15 protein-coding genes and 5 tRNA genes are annotated in these 15,922 nt (G+C 38.0%); 10 read left to right on the top strand and 10 right to left on the bottom strand.

The annotated features are described in order from the left end of the window. Positions 1 to 43 precede the first annotated feature (43 nt). From recC to KP710_RS06460, 5 genes are read right to left on the bottom strand one after another with little or no spacing between them, the layout of a single operon-like run. Positions 44 to 3,418: an exodeoxyribonuclease V subunit gamma gene (gene recC, locus KP710_RS06480; RefSeq protein ID WP_140450240.1), complete on the bottom strand. Its 3,375-nt coding sequence runs from the start codon at positions 3,416 to 3,418 to the stop codon at positions 44 to 46. 47 nt (positions 3,419 to 3,465) lie between these two features. Beyond that, positions 3,466 to 3,753: a DUF5374 domain-containing protein gene (locus tag KP710_RS06475; RefSeq protein WP_181153749.1), complete on the bottom strand. Its 288-nt coding sequence runs from the start codon at positions 3,751 to 3,753 to the stop codon at positions 3,466 to 3,468. Next, positions 3,746 to 4,429: a DUF2572 family protein gene (locus KP710_RS06470; protein WP_140450239.1), complete on the bottom strand. Its 684-nt coding sequence runs from the start codon at positions 4,427 to 4,429 to the stop codon at positions 3,746 to 3,748. Before KP710_RS06470 ends, KP710_RS06475 begins: the two co-directional genes overlap by 8 nt. Next, positions 4,429 to 5,145, bottom strand: a complete 717-nt coding sequence (locus KP710_RS06465) for a PulJ/GspJ family protein (RefSeq protein WP_140449943.1) — start codon at positions 5,143 to 5,145, stop codon at positions 4,429 to 4,431. Before KP710_RS06465 ends, KP710_RS06470 begins: the two co-directional genes overlap by 1 nt. Continuing rightward, entirely contained in the window at positions 5,139 to 5,657 is a 519-nt protein-coding gene (locus KP710_RS06460; protein WP_140450238.1) for a type II secretion system protein, read from the bottom strand. Before KP710_RS06460 ends, KP710_RS06465 begins: the two co-directional genes overlap by 7 nt. Positions 5,658 to 5,856: 199 nt before the next feature. Between KP710_RS06460 and suhB the strand changes: the two genes are divergently transcribed. Beyond that, positions 5,857 to 6,660 (top strand): inositol-1-monophosphatase, encoded by an 804-nt coding sequence (suhB, locus tag KP710_RS06455; protein ID WP_140450237.1) that lies wholly within the window; start codon positions 5,857 to 5,859, stop codon positions 6,658 to 6,660. Between the two features lie 112 nt (positions 6,661 to 6,772). Here suhB and KP710_RS06450 read toward each other — a convergent pair. Continuing rightward, a tRNA-Ala gene (locus KP710_RS06450) sits at positions 6,773 to 6,848 on the bottom strand. 80 nt (positions 6,849 to 6,928) lie between these two features. Beyond that, complete coding sequence (gene gltX, locus KP710_RS06445; protein ID WP_048953522.1) at positions 6,929 to 8,371, bottom strand: glutamate--tRNA ligase; 1,443 nt, start codon at positions 8,369 to 8,371, stop codon at positions 6,929 to 6,931. 170 nt (positions 8,372 to 8,541) lie between these two features. Here gltX and KP710_RS06440 point away from each other — a divergent pair. The 5 genes from KP710_RS06440 to lpt6 all read left to right on the top strand — a co-directional run bounded on the left by KP710_RS06440 (position 8,542) and on the right by lpt6 (position 10,775). Beyond that, a tRNA-Val gene (locus KP710_RS06440) sits at positions 8,542 to 8,617 on the top strand. A 43-nt stretch (positions 8,618 to 8,660) separates the two neighbouring features. Next, positions 8,661 to 8,736, top strand: a tRNA-Val gene (locus tag KP710_RS06435). A gap of 58 nt (positions 8,737 to 8,794) precedes the next feature. After that, positions 8,795 to 8,870, top strand: a tRNA-Val gene (locus KP710_RS06430). Positions 8,871 to 8,922: 52 nt separating this feature from the next. Further along, positions 8,923 to 8,998: transfer RNA gene (locus KP710_RS06425), tRNA-Val, on the top strand. Between the two features lie 121 nt (positions 8,999 to 9,119). Further along, a complete protein-coding gene (gene lpt6, locus KP710_RS06420) occupies positions 9,120 to 10,775 on the top strand; it encodes a phosphoethanolamine transferase Lpt6 (protein ID WP_111407727.1) in 1,656 nt (551 codons plus the stop codon). Between the two features lie 48 nt (positions 10,776 to 10,823). Here lpt6 and KP710_RS06415 read toward each other — a convergent pair whose 3' ends face one another. The 3 genes from KP710_RS06415 to KP710_RS06405 are packed head-to-tail and all read right to left on the bottom strand — an operon-like array spanning position 10,824 to position 12,765. Next, positions 10,824 to 11,621 carry a virulence factor BrkB family protein gene (locus KP710_RS06415; protein WP_111407726.1) on the bottom strand — a complete coding sequence of 266 codons (798 nt, stop codon included), beginning with the start codon at positions 11,619 to 11,621 and terminating at the stop codon, positions 10,824 to 10,826. Beyond that, complete coding sequence (locus KP710_RS06410; protein ID WP_111407725.1) at positions 11,618 to 12,100, bottom strand: YchJ family protein; 483 nt, start codon at positions 12,098 to 12,100, stop codon at positions 11,618 to 11,620. Before KP710_RS06410 ends, KP710_RS06415 begins: the two co-directional genes overlap by 4 nt. Positions 12,101 to 12,102: 2 nt before the next feature. Next, positions 12,103 to 12,765 (bottom strand): MOSC domain-containing protein, encoded by a 663-nt coding sequence (locus KP710_RS06405; RefSeq protein ID WP_111407724.1) that lies wholly within the window; start codon positions 12,763 to 12,765, stop codon positions 12,103 to 12,105. Between the two features lie 125 nt (positions 12,766 to 12,890). On the opposite strand from KP710_RS06405, the gene KP710_RS06400 reads away from it, so the two are divergent. From KP710_RS06400 to recR, 4 genes are all read left to right on the top strand, one after another. Then, positions 12,891 to 14,390, top strand: coding sequence for a helicase HerA-like C-terminal domain-containing protein (locus tag KP710_RS06400; protein WP_111407723.1), 1,500 nt, complete (start codon positions 12,891 to 12,893; stop codon positions 14,388 to 14,390). A 274-nt stretch (positions 14,391 to 14,664) separates the two neighbouring features. Then, positions 14,665 to 14,994 (top strand): YbaB/EbfC family nucleoid-associated protein, encoded by a 330-nt coding sequence (locus KP710_RS06395; RefSeq protein ID WP_005629464.1) that lies wholly within the window; start codon positions 14,665 to 14,667, stop codon positions 14,992 to 14,994. A gap of 28 nt (positions 14,995 to 15,022) precedes the next feature. After that, a complete protein-coding gene (locus tag KP710_RS06390; RefSeq protein ID WP_111407722.1) occupies positions 15,023 to 15,247 on the top strand; it encodes an EexN family lipoprotein in 225 nt (74 codons plus the stop codon). A gap of 59 nt (positions 15,248 to 15,306) precedes the next feature. Beyond that, on the top strand, positions 15,307 to 15,909 hold the full coding sequence (recR, locus tag KP710_RS06385; protein WP_111407848.1) for a recombination mediator RecR: 603 nt from the start codon (positions 15,307 to 15,309) through the stop codon (positions 15,907 to 15,909). Positions 15,910 to 15,922 lie beyond the last annotated feature (13 nt).

Below are 15,922 nucleotides of genomic sequence, written 5' to 3'. Positions count from 1 at the left end.
GGGCCGTTATCTTAGCAAAAAATCGGTTCTTTGACGATTAGCTTTATGCCTTTCTTGTCTTCTTTTGTACGAATAATAAGCCAAACCAATCTTTTGTTTGTTTTAATAATTTTTCGATATTTCCAGTTTGTTCAAATCTTGAGGTTTGCGCCAATACGCGTGACCAATATGGATCTGCTTGAGCGCCGTAATTGCTGTCTTCGCCCAGTTCCTGAAGTTTTGTAGAAATATTGTCAAAATCTACCGCACTTTCATCGTCCACAATAAAATCATTCACATTTCTTACCGTTGGCACCAATTGGATTTCTATTTGACTTTGTAAATAATCTTTTACGTAAGTTTCTAATTGAGCGAGAGCGGTTTTGCGCTCAATAGGCGGTAATTCGATAACTTGATCTTGCGTAATTAATTTTGGTGGTACCGCATTTTCTTGTGTAACACATTGAATCAAATAATAAATCCAAGGACGGATACAATAGCGATCTTTGTATTTCGCAAAATGCCATTGAATCACCTGTGAATCATCGCCAAATAAAGGCTCCATATAACCAAATAGACGAATTTCTTGATTTTCATTGTGCCAATTTACGGATAAATTGAAATCGACGGAAGCATGTTTGGCTTCACCAAGATCCGCTATTTTCTTTTTAAATTCCAAAACATTGTCTCGAATATTTTCAGCATAAACTTTTCCAAATTCGGCTCGAGGTAACACGCCTTTTACTTCTGCTTGTCTAAAATAATCAGAAAAATTTTGTTCATCAAGGTAGATTAAGTCATTATTGAGCGCGTAATTATCGAATCCACTTAAGGTGAAATTTTCACTGTCGGCAATACGATCATCTTCATCACGGAAATAGACACCGAGTTGTTTTTCAAAGAAAAATTTCACTGGATTTTCCACAAAGCTGACTAAACGATCCAGTTCAATTTCTTCTATTTTTTCTGGGTTTTCTGTCATAGTGACGGCAAATTCTGAATTGCTAGCTGTTGCGTCAAATTGTGCTATTGGCAACCATTTTGTCGCAAAAGAGCGGGTAAATTTCTCGTTATATTTGAAATTATCTGGGCTAAATGCCGTCATGGGATGCTCAATCACCGTAAGGGTATTTTCGCTTTGACCTTGATTAATATAATCCACGAGTTGACTTACCAATACAGAAGGTTCTTTCGGTTGATTATCTGTAATGGAACGGCCAACATAGCTGATATAGCAATAATCACGTGCTGCCAATAAGGCTTCTAAGAACAAATAGCGATCATCATCACGGCGAACACGGTCGCCTTTTTGATGGTGATATTGCATTAAATCAAAACTGTTTGGTGTTTGTGTTCTAGGGTAATCCGCATCATTCATTCCAAGTAAACAAACTACCTTGAATGGCACTGAACGCATTGGTAATAAGGTGCAGAAGTTTACTTTTCCTGCAAGGAATTTGAGGCTATTTGGCGCATCTTCCAATTTCATTGTGATGACATCGGCAATCACGTCTGCTTGCAATTCTTCAGTAAAATGGAGCGTTTTTAGATGCTCAGCTAATTCATTAATTTTCTCTTGAATATAGAAAATCGTGTCGCTTGTGTCTTCATTTTGCACGAAGAAATCTGATAAAAGCGCGGTTAAAATTTCTTGCCATTTTTCGATGGAATGTGCTTGTTGCAGCGTTTCATGCAACGCTGAAAGTGCGGTGAAAAAGTGAGATAAATTTCCAGCAAGTTCACCCTTTAAGCCATAGCTGCTGTTTAACCCTAGGCTATCTTGCCAAATACCGTGTTCTTCACGCATCGCATAACCTAACATCATTCGTTCTAATCCAGCCTGCCAAGAATTGAAATTGATACCATCTTGATTTTTTTGCAAACCGAAACGAATCCCTGAATCCGCCACCCATTCTCGCACTAATGGCAAATCAGCAAGAGAAATATTAAATCGTTCTCGCATCGCAGGAATATCCAGCAACGCTAAGACGTCCTCTGCACTAAAATTGCTTTCTTTTAAGCGCAATAAAGTTAAGTAACTTGATACCAACACATCACTTTCTGAAAGTTTATTATCCGAAAGTGAAAATGGAATTTGTGGCGCATCCCCATTTTTTTGCCCGAAAACTGCCTGAATATAAGGTGTATATTGGTTTATATCTGCCACCATAACAACCACATCTTTTGGCGTAAGGTTAGGATCTTGATTAAATAAATCTAATAAATAATCGTGCAATATTTCCACTTCACGCATAGCACTGTGGCAAGAATGTAGGGTTAAAGTACGGTCATTTTTTGCGATATTTAGCGGTTTATTTTCTAAATGCAGAATTTGAGACTGCAATTGCCCAAGCAAACTGTTCGATTTAATTTCTTGATAAGCATTGACGGGATAAGTTGGAATATGTTCTTCATCTCGCACCAAGGTGTAAAGAAAATCTCGCCCCATTTTTCCCCAAGCAGCCAGTAACGGATTGCCTACTTGAAGGTTTTCTTTTTGATAAGTGACATCAAACTGAGCGTTTTCTAGTTGAGAAAGTTGATCCTCGGAAAACAGCGGTTGATTTTTATCTTGTTTATTGAATTGATAACGCTTGCGAGAACGCAAATAATCAAGGCGTAAATCGCTAATATCTCCCCAATACTCTTGGCATGGATTATTAAAAAATAAATGAATATCCACTTCTGATGACATCGCTTGCAAAATATTGAGATAAGCAGTTGGAAGTGCTGGAATACCAAAAATAAATATGCGTGAAGGTAATTTTTTCGGTGCTTTCTTATCGGCAAGCAAGGCTAAGAACTGATTATGCAAAGCCGCTCGATGTGTGGCATCCCCAACATCTGATTTAACATCGACGACCAATGCACGCCATAACTCACCTTGCCATTTTGTATTGCTTTGAATTTGCTCAAACAAAGTATCGTTTAGGTTAGGTTGCTGTTTTTGTATTTGAACAGTGATTTGTTCATCTTCGCCTTTTTCCCAAGCAAAAATCCATTCTGGTCGATAAACTAAATATTGGTCAAATAAATCGGCAATTTTGCTGCTGAGTTGATAAAGTTTGTATTGTTCAGAATGAGGCGATGATGCTAAATAATTGCGTAAAGGTGAAAAACTTTCTTTCTTGAGAAAAGTCGGGATTAATCGCATTAATCGCCATGTCATTGAATCTTTATCAAAAGGATTTTCCAGTGCCGTTGCGGGTAAGTTTTGAGCATAAAGTTGCCAAATAAAACTTGCTGGCATAGGAAATTTGAGGTTCGCTGAAATGCCTGTTTCTTTCGCTAATTCAATTTGCAGCCATTGCGCCATACCCGGGCTTTGCACCAAGATAATATCTTGCTGAAAAGGATCTTCTGGAGGTAACGATTTGAATAAGGAAGAAAGAATTTCTTTTTGTTTTTCGAGTTGATTAGAGTAGTAAACAATGAACACAATGGCGACCTTTTGAGGATTTGATTTAGAAAAAGACAAGCCCCATTTTACTTAGTTTTTATCGAAATTTCACCCATAGGATAACGCACAATGACTCGTTCGTTTTGACATTGAACGCGAAAAGTTAAGCCATTTTGTGGTATCAATTGTTCACAAGCTAACCCTAAAAATTGGCGTTGAGCTTGATTCTCCGCAATCTGTATCGCCTGAAAATCTTGATAAGTTTTCACCGCACTTTTTCTTTGGCTTGCCGTCCATTGATTGAAAGCAATAAATAAAACGCTAAATAAAGCCAAGGAAAATAATAGGGTAGTGAGCGACATGCCTTTATTCATCTGGAACATTAAAATCACTCCAACCTTTTTCAGCCAACTGCCATTGGCTATATTGTTGCACTAAGGTTGTTACAACCGGTTTGCCATAGGCTAAAGTTACCCCATCTAAAGTTAAATTCCCGTTGGTGATCACCGCGCCACTAATCCTTCCTTTGCCCGTTAGTTTTAAATCTCCCTCCGCAATTAATACGGCAGACACGATGCCATTAATTTCAACTTCCGCTTGTGAATTTGAAAACCAATAAAGTTTAGGTATTTTGTTAGCATTTAAAATTTTGGGTGGGGAAGAAAAGCGCGGTCGAAAATCCGTTAGTTTTTCTATGTGAATAAAATCTTTCAATGCACCTTGATTATCGCCTCTTGTGGGCGATTTTTTAAATAGACTCATTCTTTCACACCAAAGAAAATATTGAATTGCATCGGTGGCGCCATCAAGCGTGATGCTGGTTTGCTTTACACTTTCATTATTATTTAACGGTAAATCAAGGCAGGCGGTTTGTTTTTTCTCCTCTGTTATTTTTTGCAGTTGTAATGTTCTTTCTACATAGTATTTTCGTTGATTTTGTTGTGCACGAAAAAAACTTAAATGGCTGTCATCCAATAATAAGATTACGGTTAATAAACCTGAAATAAAAATCAGAATAGTCAGCGTGATAATGCCTTTGTGTGTAGCCATTATTTTTGATTCCAGAGCGCAACGACAAGGGATGTTTCGTAACTGATATTTGGGGTTTGTTTTAAATTTCCTTTTAGTTTGATTTCTAATCCTTTGCCTTCGATTAACCAATTAAATTGTAGGGTAGTGACTTCGTATTCATTGTTATCTAATAAATCTGTCCAACCGCCTCCAGCGTTGCAAGCCGATTGTTGAAAAGCTCGTTTACAAGTTTCTGCTGTGCAATTAGTAGGAATAACACTTTGATAAGTCAGTTTGGTTTTTATCATTTTATTACTTACTTTATAACCGAATAATTCTTCTGTACTGTTTTTAGATATATTTTTCCCATTTTTCATACAGGTTTTAGGCGAATCTTTGCCAATACAACCATTTTTATTTAAATCATAAAAGAACAACACGCAGCTATTAAGTGGGGCGTTATCTTCTTGGCTAATGAAAATGGCAGTGCCTTGTTCATCTAATTCAAATAAAGATAAATTGCTTTCTGTTCCTTTTGTATTTAATGCTCTAAATCCCAATCGCCGAAGATCTTTACCGATTAGCTGTAATGTTCGTTGTAGTTCTGCTTGTAGTTTTAAATGCAATAACATGTGTTGATTTTGCGTTTGTATTTGCACATAAAAATGTGAAATGCTTAGCAATAATAAAGACGATAACGCTAGCGAAATCATCAGTGCTAATAGGGTTTGTCCTTTTAATAATGTTTTCATGATTGATTGCATGCACTAGCCGCTTGATTGGTTTTCAAACGAATACTGCCAACATTGAAAAATGAAAATAATGTACGTTCATTTTCCGCTTGCAGAATAAAGCAACGAGTAACACTCGTATTACGAGCACCATAAAACCTCGTGATTTCTTTGGGATAAATATAATGGCTTTGAATCATCGTTTTTTGAGGAAAATAAGGATAGTAAAAATGTGCATAGGCCTCTTTCGGGCAGTTTGTTGGGTTTAAACAATCGCAAGTTTGATCATTTTTTACTTGTGCCGTTAAGCACCATTGCTGTGTCGCAAGGTTACGATTTATCAGCAGGAACCACACTTCCGATGAATTTTCTGCTCGAGTCTGAATTTGGCGTAGAAATAAATACAGGCGATGTTGCTCTTTGGCTAAAATCGTTTTAGGTGAGTCTGTTTGCCATAATGGCACGACAAAATTCAGCGCAATGCTGATAATTGCTAACCCAATCAATAATTCTACTAATGTCACACCTTTCTGCATAAAACGCTCCAATTTTCTACCGCACTTTAATGATAAATAATGAGTAGAAAAATCACTTCATGCTATTTTTGCGATCTGTATCGCAAACTTTTCTTGAAAACCTATAAAAACCATTGTTTTATAATTTTCAACTGGTTATTTTGGCAAATCTCGCTATAATGGCGCGGAATTTTTCTGTTCTTTAAAATCTGGTGGAAATATGAATCCAATGTTAAATATCGCAATTCGTGCGGCACGAAAAGCGGGCAATGTGATTGCTAAAAATTATGAACGCCGTGATGCTATCGAAAGCACGCAAAAAGGTATTAATGATTATGTGACCAATGTTGATAAAGCGGCAGAAGCAGAAATCATTGAAATTATTCGTAAATCTTATCCTGACCACACCATCATCAGCGAAGAAACGGGTGCGCTTGAAGGCAAAGATAGTGAAGTACAATGGGTGATTGATCCACTAGATGGTACCCGTAATTTTATGACGGGCCTTCCTCATTTTGCCGTGTCTATCGCAATTCGTGTAAAAAATCGCACTGAAGTCGGGGTTGTTTATGATCCAATCCGTAATGAATTATTTACCGCTGTGCGTGGTGAAGGCGCAAAATTAAACGAAGTACGTTTGCGTGTAGATAGTAAACGTGAAATTCAAGGTTCAATTTTAGCGACCGGTTTCCCATTCAAACAACCAAAATTAATGCCAACTCAATTTGCAATGATGAATGCTTTAATTGAAGATGCCGCGGATTTCCGTCGTACTGGTTCTGCAGCATTGGATTTATGCTATGTGGCGTCAAACCGTATTGATGGTTATTTTGAAATGGGCTTAAAAGCATGGGATTGTGCTGCTGGCGATTTAATCGTGCGTGAAGCGGGTGGTTTAGTCTGTGATTTTGATGCTGGTAACGGCTACTTACGTAGCGGTAATATTATTGCAGCACCAGCGAGAGTATTAAAAGAAATGTTGAATAAAATTAGACCGTGTTTAGGTGAGAGTTTTAACGGTTAATTGTTTTATAAATAGCGCCATTTAATAATGGCGCTATTTTTACCCTTTAAAGTTTGGAATGTAAAAATTCTGAGATAAAAAAAGCAAGGTGATTTACCTTGCTTTATTAATTTGGTGGAGATAATCGGGATCGAACCGACGACCTCTTGAATGCCATTCAAGCGCTCTCCCAACTGAGCTATATCCCCATAAAAGACAGCAACATGATAAAATTTGACTATGTGGCTGTCAATACGATTTTATTATGCGTTTGTTATCCGATTAAATATTAAGCGTTTTGTGCATGAATAAAATCAATAGCACGCTGAATACGCGCAAGTACGCGATCCCTACCGATACCGACTAGGGTAACATCCATTGATGGAGATTGACCAGAACCTGTCACAGCGACACGTAATGGCATGCCAACTTTACCCATGCCCACTTCTAGTTCAGCAGCCGTTTGCTCAATCGCTTCGTGAGTAGAATGTAAATCCCAGCTAGAAAGTGTGGTTAATTTTTCTTTTACTTTTGCTAGTGCTTCGGCAGCGTTGCCTTTGAAATGTTTTTTTGCTGCTGCTTCATCAAAGGTTTCAAATTCTTCAAAGAAGTAGCGACTTGAACTAGCCATTTCTTTTAAGGTTTTGCAACGTTCCGCAAGCATGGTGACTATTTCCGTTAATGCTGGACCATTGCTTGTATCAATACCTTGATCCTTGTAATGCCATTCAAGGTGTTTAGCCACGTATTCTGGCGGTAATTCACGGATATAATGTTGATTTAACCACTGTAATTTTTCAGTATTAAATGCGCTAGCTGATTTGCTGACGTGATCTAATTCGAAATAGTTGATCATTTCTTCGCGACTGAAAATTTCTTGGTCGCCATGTCCCCAACCTAAACGCACAAGATAGTTGATTAAAGCTTCTGGTAAGTAGCCATCATCACGATATTGCATTACGCTCACTGCACCATGTCGTTTAGATAATTTTTGACCATCATCTCCATTAATCATGGAAACGTGCGCATAGGTTGGAATTGGAGCACCAATCGCTTTTAAAATATTGATTTGACGTGGCGTGTTGTTGATATGATCTTCACCACGTACTACATGAGTGATACCCATGTCCCAGTCATCCACAACTACGCAGAAGTTATAAGTTGGTGAACCGTCTGTACGACGAATAATAAGATCATCAAGCTCACTGTTACTGATTTCAATACGGCCACGCACGGCATCATCAAATACGACTGAGCCTTCAGTTGGATTTTTAAAACGTACAACGTGGGGTTCATCAGGTGAATGGTTGTGATCGTGTAAGCAGTGACGGTCATAACGTGGTTTTTCTTTATTTTGTTCTTGAGTATGACGAAGTTCTTCTAAGCGATCTTTAGTACAATAACAACGATATGCTAAGCCTTGTTCAATCATTTCATCGATCACTTGGTTGTAACGATCAAAGCGTTTAGTTTGGTAATAAGGACCATGTTCCCAAGGAAGATTTAACCATTCCATTCCTTCAATAATTGCAGCAGTTGCTTCTGGTGTTGAACGCTCTAAATCCGTGTCTTCAATTCGTAATACAAATTCGCCGTTATTATGTTTTGCGTATAACCAAGAATAAAGTGCAGTACGTGCGCCACCTACATGTAAATAACCTGTAGGACTAGGAGCAAAACGTGTACGCACTTTTACATTTGGATCTAAATTAAAAGGAGCATCTAGTTTCATTTTTATAACCTATCTTCAATAAAATATTAGTCGTTATTCTACTACGACTTGTTTGACTTCTAAATAAAAAAGCGGATTTTATGCTTATTTTTACGACAATTAAACAAAATTTAGTAAAAAGGTATTGACTGAAAATGCATTCTCCCTATAATGCCAACCCACAACATTAAGGGCGATTAGCTCAGTTGGGAGAGCACCTCCCTTACAAGGAGGGGGTCACTGGTTCGAGACCGGTATCGCCCACCACTTCTCTAAAAAGTGTTCTTAATGTTACTAAGTTTGACCTAGCGGGCGATTAGCTCAGTTGGGAGAGCACCTCCCTTACAAGGAGGGGGTCACTGGTTCGAGACCGGTATCGCCCACCACTTTTCTAAAGTGTCCTTTCCGCTCAAACTTTCCCGTTGTATTTAAACGCTTTCTAGTGGGCGATTAGCTCAGTTGGGAGAGCACCTCCCTTACAAGGAGGGGGTCACTGGTTCGAGACCGGTATCGCCCACCACTTAAAAGTGTTTAAATAAACCGAAAATTTAGGGTTTTACCTTAATATTATCGGGCGATTAGCTCAGTTGGGAGAGCACCTCCCTTACAAGGAGGGGGTCACTGGTTCGAGACCGGTATCGCCCACCACTTTATTTTTAAATTATCCAAATAATTTTCTTTTCCCGTTCAATCTATTACGTTTACGTGATAAAGTGCGCAGACATTGTCATGTCTCATTTTAGTCTGTTATGCATCATAGGGAAAATTCATGATCGCTTATATTTTCTTAGCTTTATTCACGATTGCGGCAGTGATTTTTATCATAAACTCCCATTATCGTTGGACTTATTTCTTTGCTATTACGCTTTTTACTTTTTTATTTGGTGGCATGCTTATGGTTTCCGGCCAATGGCAACGTGCTTTAAATTTTTCATCTGTGCTTTTTGTGGTACTGATGTTATTTCACCGTTTAAAAATTCATTATTACAAACAGCCTTTGTTAATTTCAGATTTCTTTCTTGTGGTGGATTGGCGAAATTGGGAAACCTTAATTCATTATAAAGGTGCGTTGTTTGGCGTTATTGGGTTACTTGCGTTATTAGGTTATGCGATTTTGGGTTTTAATGATGTCGAGTCTTTAGGGCTATTAGGTAACAGCATTGGGGCGTTATTGTTTATCGTTAGTTTTAGCTTGATGTGGCATTATTCTAAAAAGCCAAGTGCGGTGCAAGTTTGGTTAGATTCTTTGCCCGATGATGGTCGTGATGTGTTTTTAAATTTACCAATGTCTTGCCGCGGTATTTTTTTTAAAGTGCCAAATTTTGATGGCAATAGCCAAAATTTTATTGAAAAAATGACCGCACTTTCATTTGATACAAACAAGGTATCTGAAACAAAACCCGATATTGTTGTAACATTAATGGAATCCACGCTGAACCCTCATCAATTTGCTTTTAGTCAGCAATCTATTCCACCACTTTCCATGTTTGAACTTCAAAATAATACGGTATTTGCTTCGCCGTTGCGTGTACATACTTTTGCTGGCGCAACTTGGAAATCAGAATTTGCTTTTTTAGCAGGCGTGCCTTCGACCGATTTTGGCGCGTTAGCAAGTGGCGTTTTTTATTCTGTTGTACCGCACTTGCAATCAGGTTTAGTGAAAAATCTAAAAGCACAAGGATATTTTTGTGTTGCCTTATCGCCTTTTACAAAAGGTAACTACAATGCGAAATCCGCTTATGATCATTTCGGTTTTGATTTGATGTTACAGCCGCAAGACCTTGGCTATCCAGCGCCTATTAGTAAAAATCTTTGGGATATTAGTAGTGAAGAAATGATGAAGTACACCCGAATGATTTTGGAAAAACAGCATCCTGCATTAGAAAATGTGGATCAGCCGATGTTTGTTTATGTGTTGACTATGCGAGAACATGGCCCATATGAATTGGGCATGGAAAATACATTTAATCTTCAAATGCCTAATTTAGGGGCTAAAAGTATTTCTGCATTGAATGACTATACTCAACGTATTGTCGCTTTGAATGATGCGATTGAAGGAATGAATAACTATTTACATGAACGTAAAAAGCCTTTTGTTCTAGGGTATTTCGGTGATCACCAAGTAGCATTTGATAATGTTACCCCTCTGAAGAAAGGGGATTATGCACAGCCTGATTATGTAACACAATTTGTTGTAAGAAGTAATTGTGCGAGCCAATTTAAGCAAGAGCAACATTTTTTAGATCTCGCTTTTGCCGGAGGCGTCTTGATGAATGTAGCTGGATTATCAGCAGAAGATGAATTTATGAAAGCGAATATGGCAATGTGTAAACTAAGTCACGGAAAATTGGAGGATTCTTCTAATCCTGCATTCGTGAACGACTATCGTCATTATCTCTATCAAACCTTAAAGATTGCAAAATAGCTAAATAAAAAAGACCGATATTGATAATCGGTCTTTCTATTTTTATTTTTATTCTTTTAACTCTCCTAATACTTCAGATAATTGCGCCCCGACTAACACAACTAACCAGCTAATCTGAATCCACAACAGCATAATTGGCAATGTTGCCATTGCGCCATAGATTAGTTGATAAGAAGGGAATGTAGTGATATACCAAGTAAAGGCTTGTTTACCGAGTGTAAAGAAAATCGCGGCAATAAGCGCACCACAAGCAGAATATCTTGTATCCACTTTCTTATTTGGCACGATGGTATAAATCAATGTGAAAATAAACCATGTGAAAAAGAAAGGGAGTAAACTGAGCAATTTCACACCGAGCGAAAGTGTTTCTGATTGTTCAAACATCACTTTTATATAAGAGCTAATCCCTATACTTGTACCTATAAGGAGAGGTCCAAAAGTCAGAATCATCCAGTAAATCGCGAAAGAGGTAAAAATAGGGCGAATACTGGTATCATGCCAAATGCTGTTAAGGGTTCGGTCGATGTTATTAATTAGCATCAATGCAACGGCAATTAAACTTACAATTCCCACCGCACTCATTTTCTTTGAGTTTGAGACGAATTGATCGATATATTCGCCTACCATATCACTCGCTGATGGCGCAAAATTGGTGAAAATCATTTCTTTCAATTCTCCTGTTACTTCATTGAATACAGGAAAGGCAGAGAATATAGAAAAAATCACCATCACCATTGGCACGATAGCAAGCATCGTGCTGTAAGTTAGTGCGCCAGCAGCTTGGTTGAGTTTATTTTCTGAAAAACGTTTCCAAAAGATCTGGCTAAATTGTTTCAATGAAATCATAAAAATCCCCCACAGCAATGTTTAAATTTTTTACCAGAACCACATACACAAGGTTGTTTCATTGTAGGCAAGGATACGGTCGGATCAATAAAATACCAACGGTTTTCAATTTTCACAAAAATTGACCGCTCTTGATGGGTTAGTTCTTCCTCTTCGCCTTGAAAAATAGCTTTAAATTCCACCGCACTTTGAGTTTTTGTGAGGTTTTCTGTTTTTAAGATTTCTAATCCCAGCCATGTAGTATTGTCAGCCCATTCTTGCAATAGATGAGTTTCTAATAAAGTTTGTTGGCTTGGCACAGTTGTTGCAACAATATAAGGTATATTTTTTAAAACATAAGCCGTATAACGTGAACGCATGAGTTGTTCTGCCGTTTCGGGGAATGCTTGTCTCAAATGAAATTTGCCACAACAATCTGCGTAATGATGACCAGATTGACATGGGCAGCCTTCTGAAAGTGCGGTTGAAATTTCTGACATATTTATCCCTGTTGTTTGAATTTCGATACTTGTGATCGAATTGATCGTTTAAAGGCTTCAGCTAATACTTCAATATCTAATGCTGCTTCCAGCTCAACTTCATTTTCGGGTGCAGATAACAAGCGATTTAAATGACGAATTGTTACTTGCGGATAAGGGCGCGCGAGCAATTTCAATTCATCACCTTGTCTAATTTCTCCCGTTTCAATGACGCGAACATACCATCCACTGAGCCCAGTTTGATAAACAATATCGCGAGTTTCTTCGTTTTCCGTATTTTTTGATAAACGCTCACAAGGTTTACGTGGCTGAGACACTTCTAAAATGGTTGAGCCGATTTGATAACGATCACCAATGCAAACATTGTCTTCATTCAAGCCTGAAACGACAAAATTTTCTCCGTATGTAGCAGTTTCCATATAAGAAAAATCTTTATTTAATAAAGCATTTAATTCATTAAAAGAATCTGCCGACATAAAAAATAGCGCCTTATCCACACCACCATGATGTTTTTTCAAACCCACGTCGTTTCCTTCTGCACCAAGAGAATGAATTTTTACCGATGGTACGGTTTTCTTACGAATTGCGCTTTCGTATACGCTTCCATCTGAAAAGGTTAGGGTTTCAACTTGTCCCACTTTTATAACTAAAATTTTTGCATCCATTTTGATTTTTTATTGTTCTAGAAAAAATTTTCGTGGAATTATAACCGAAAACGTTTAACTTTTTGACCGCACTTCTTTTTTTACTTATTATTCGTTACAACAAAAAAACAAAAGGATATTCATTTATGCAATACGATCTCTCTCGCACAGAACAAGGTAAAATCCTAGGCATCACGGCCAAAATGGCTAACCGCCATGGCCTTATTGCTGGCGCAACAGGTACGGGTAAAACTGTCACATTACGTAAAATGGCAGAGGCCTTCAGTGATGATGGGGTACCGGTATTTTTAGTAGACGTAAAGGGCGATCTTTCTGGCTTAGTAAAGAGCGGTCAATTTCAGGGCAAAATTGCTGAACGAATTGAGCAGTTCGGGTTAGGCAATGAAAGTTATCTCAATGGCTATCCTGTTTCTTTTTGGGATGTTTTTGGCCAAACTGGCATTCCTCTCAGAACAACTATTTCTGAAATGGGCCCGTTGTTGCTTTCTCGTTTATTGAATTTAAATGCTACGCAAGAAGGATTATTAAACCTGGTATTTCGTGTGGCAGATGATAAAGGTTTATTGCTCATTGATTTAAAAGATCTTCGTGCAATGCTGAAATATGTTGCAGAGAATGCGAAAACCTTCCAAGTTGAGTATGGCAATGTTTCGACTGCAAGTGTTGGTGCAATCCAACGAGCATTACTGACACTTGAAAATGAAGGCGCAACGAATTTATTTGGTGAGCCAGCATTGAATCTAGATGATTGGATGCAAACTCGCGATGGGCGAGGGGTGATTAATGTACTCAATTCTGAAAAATTGATTAATTCCCCAAGAATGTATAGCGCATTTCTATTATGGTTGATGGCAGAACTCTTTGAACAACTGCCAGAAGTGGGAGATCCTGAGAAACCTAAATTTGTCATGTTTTTTGATGAAGCACACTTATTGTTTGATGGTGCGCCGAGCGTACTAGTGGAAAAAGTAGAACAGGTTGTGCGTTTGATTCGTTCTAAAGGTGTGGGAATCTATTTTGTCACGCAGAATCCACTTGATTTGCCAGATACCGTATTAGGGCAGTTAGGTAACCGTGTTCAACACGCTCTTCGTGCATTTACTCCTCGCGATCAAAAAGCTGTAAAATCAGCTGCAGAAACTTTCCGAGCAAACCCTTCTGTGAATGTCGTCGAGACCATTTCAACCCTTGGAGTGGGACAAGCATTGGTATCATTTTTAGATGAAAAAGGCATGCCAACGCCAGTTGAAATTGCCTATATCTATCCGCCAAAAAGTCAGCTTTCACCATTAACGACAGACGAACGTAATGCTTGGGTGAAAGATGATGATCTTTATGCGTATTATAAAGAATATGTAGATAATGAATCTGCCTTTGAAGTATTAACTGCTCAAGCGGATTTATCTGCGGTACAACAAAAACAAGCAGAGCAAGCCCAAGCGGAAGAAGAAAACGGCTTCTTAGGTAGTTTGAGCCGAATGATTTTTGGTACGCAAAAGCGCGGTGAAAAATTATCGCCAACTGAACAAATTGTAAATAGTGTTGCGCAGTCTGTAGGGCGAAATATTCGAAATCAAATTACCAAGCAAATTATGAGAGGAATAATGGGGGCATTGAAAAAATAGGTTGATGATGAATGAAATGTGAGGGTTTCCGTTTAGAAGATACGTATCTAAATTACTTTAAATAAAAGATAATTGATTAAGTTTTTGAAATCCTCGCTTTTTCTTGGTTCTATATTTTATTAGATTTTTTATTACCATCATCTTTATGATTCAATGCGATAAATATTAAATTTTTCACTGATTTTACAAGCGTCATGTATTAATTTCTTTGTTCCCAAGAATTAATTTTTTCGCTAGAATGCAGTCAATTTTTGACTTAATAAAGGATAACATTATGTTTGGAAAAGGCGGTTTAGGCGGCTTAATGAAACAAGCCCAACAAATGCAAGAAAAAATGCAAAAAATGCAGGAAGAAATCGCGCAACTAGAAGTAACGGGTGAATCTGGTGCAGGTTTAGTGAAAATCACAATTAATGGTGCACATAACTGCCGTCGCATTGACATTGATCCGTCTTTAATGGAAGACGATAAAGAAATGTTAGAAGATTTAATCGCGGCCGCTTTTAACGATGCGGTACGTCGTGCAGAAGAATTACAAAAAGAAAAAATGGCATCGGTTACTGCTGGAATGCCATTACCTCCAGGAATGAAGTTTCCATTTTAATTTGTTGGATAAAAGACAGAGGTGCTAAATGAAAAAACTATTTATTGCAATTGTCTCATTTTTCTTTTTTACTTTTAGTAAAGATGTGATCACTGTGGAACAGTTTAAGGCAGATCAAACACTATTAGAAAAATATCTCTATCAATGTAAGAATGGTGAAATTCATCCAAATGATCTCATTTGTTTAAATGCTAAAAAAGCAAAGCGTCATCTATTATTAGATGCCGAAAGAGCTCGTCTTTCAGCAAAATAATTTAAATTATGGTATATGATACCTCATATACCATTTTATATTTTCCCATCATAAACACTATGCAAAGCAGTCCACTTTTAGAACTCCTTATTGAAAACTTACGTTGTCTTCCAGGCGTAGGGCCTAAATCTGCGCAACGTATGGCTTATCATCTTTTACAACGTAATCGTAGCGGTGGAATGAATTTAGCTCGAGCACTCATAGAAGCCATGTCTAAAATTGGCCATTGTTCACAATGTCGAGACTTTACAGAAGAAGACACTTGCAACATTTGCAATAATCCACGCCGTCAAAATTCAGGTTTGCTTTGTGTCGTTGAAATGCCAGCAGATATTCAAGCGATTGAGCAAACGGGGCAATTTTCAGGACGTTATTTTGTCTTAATGGGACACTTATCGCCACTTGATGGTATTGGTCCTCGTGAAATTGGTTTAGATTTACTGCAAAAACGTTTAGTAGAAGAATCTTTCCATGAGGTGATTCTTGCAACAAATCCAACAGTGGAAGGTGATGCGACAGCAAACTACATCGCTGAAATGTGTCGCCAGCACAATATCAAAGTAAGTCGTATCGCTCATGGTATTCCTGTCGGTGGTGAACTGGAAACTGTGGACGGCACAACGCTTACTCACTCTTTTCTAGGTCGTCGTCAAATCGACTAATCTTCTCATACCA

It is taken from the genome of Haemophilus sp. SZY H35, assembly GCF_018829705.1.
GTDB lineage: Bacteria > Pseudomonadota > Gammaproteobacteria > Enterobacterales > Pasteurellaceae > Haemophilus > Haemophilus haemolyticus_K.
Note: the sequence above shows the minus strand (reverse complement) of the source record. Positions and strands in the feature narration are given on the sequence as shown.

Excerpts from the sequence above, each read along its gene's own strand:
- KP710_RS06475 (WP_181153749.1), bottom strand. The coding sequence starts at position 3,753 with ATGAATAAAGGCATGTCGCTCACTACCCTATTATTTTCCTTGGCTTTA.
- KP710_RS06470 (WP_140450239.1), bottom strand. The coding sequence starts at position 4,429 with ATGGCTACACACAAAGGCATTATCACGCTGACTATTCTGATTTTTATT.
- KP710_RS06460 (WP_140450238.1), bottom strand. The coding sequence starts at position 5,657 with ATGCAGAAAGGTGTGACATTAGTAGAATTATTGATTGGGTTAGCAATT.
- suhB (WP_140450237.1), top strand. The coding sequence starts at position 5,857 with ATGAATCCAATGTTAAATATCGCAATTCGTGCGGCACGAAAAGCGGGC.
- gltX (WP_048953522.1), bottom strand. The coding sequence starts at position 8,371 with ATGAAACTAGATGCTCCTTTTAATTTAGATCCAAATGTAAAAGTGCGT.
- lpt6 (WP_111407727.1), top strand. The coding sequence starts at position 9,120 with ATGATCGCTTATATTTTCTTAGCTTTATTCACGATTGCGGCAGTGATT.
- KP710_RS06415 (WP_111407726.1), bottom strand. The coding sequence starts at position 11,621 with ATGATTTCATTGAAACAATTTAGCCAGATCTTTTGGAAACGTTTTTCA.
- KP710_RS06410 (WP_111407725.1), bottom strand. The coding sequence starts at position 12,100 with ATGTCAGAAATTTCAACCGCACTTTCAGAAGGCTGCCCATGTCAATCT.
- KP710_RS06405 (WP_111407724.1), bottom strand. The coding sequence starts at position 12,765 with ATGGATGCAAAAATTTTAGTTATAAAAGTGGGACAAGTTGAAACCCTA.
- KP710_RS06400 (WP_111407723.1), top strand. The coding sequence starts at position 12,891 with ATGCAATACGATCTCTCTCGCACAGAACAAGGTAAAATCCTAGGCATC.
- KP710_RS06395 (WP_005629464.1), top strand. The coding sequence starts at position 14,665 with ATGTTTGGAAAAGGCGGTTTAGGCGGCTTAATGAAACAAGCCCAACAA.
- KP710_RS06390 (WP_111407722.1), top strand. The coding sequence starts at position 15,023 with ATGAAAAAACTATTTATTGCAATTGTCTCATTTTTCTTTTTTACTTTT.
- recR (WP_111407848.1), top strand. The coding sequence starts at position 15,307 with ATGCAAAGCAGTCCACTTTTAGAACTCCTTATTGAAAACTTACGTTGT.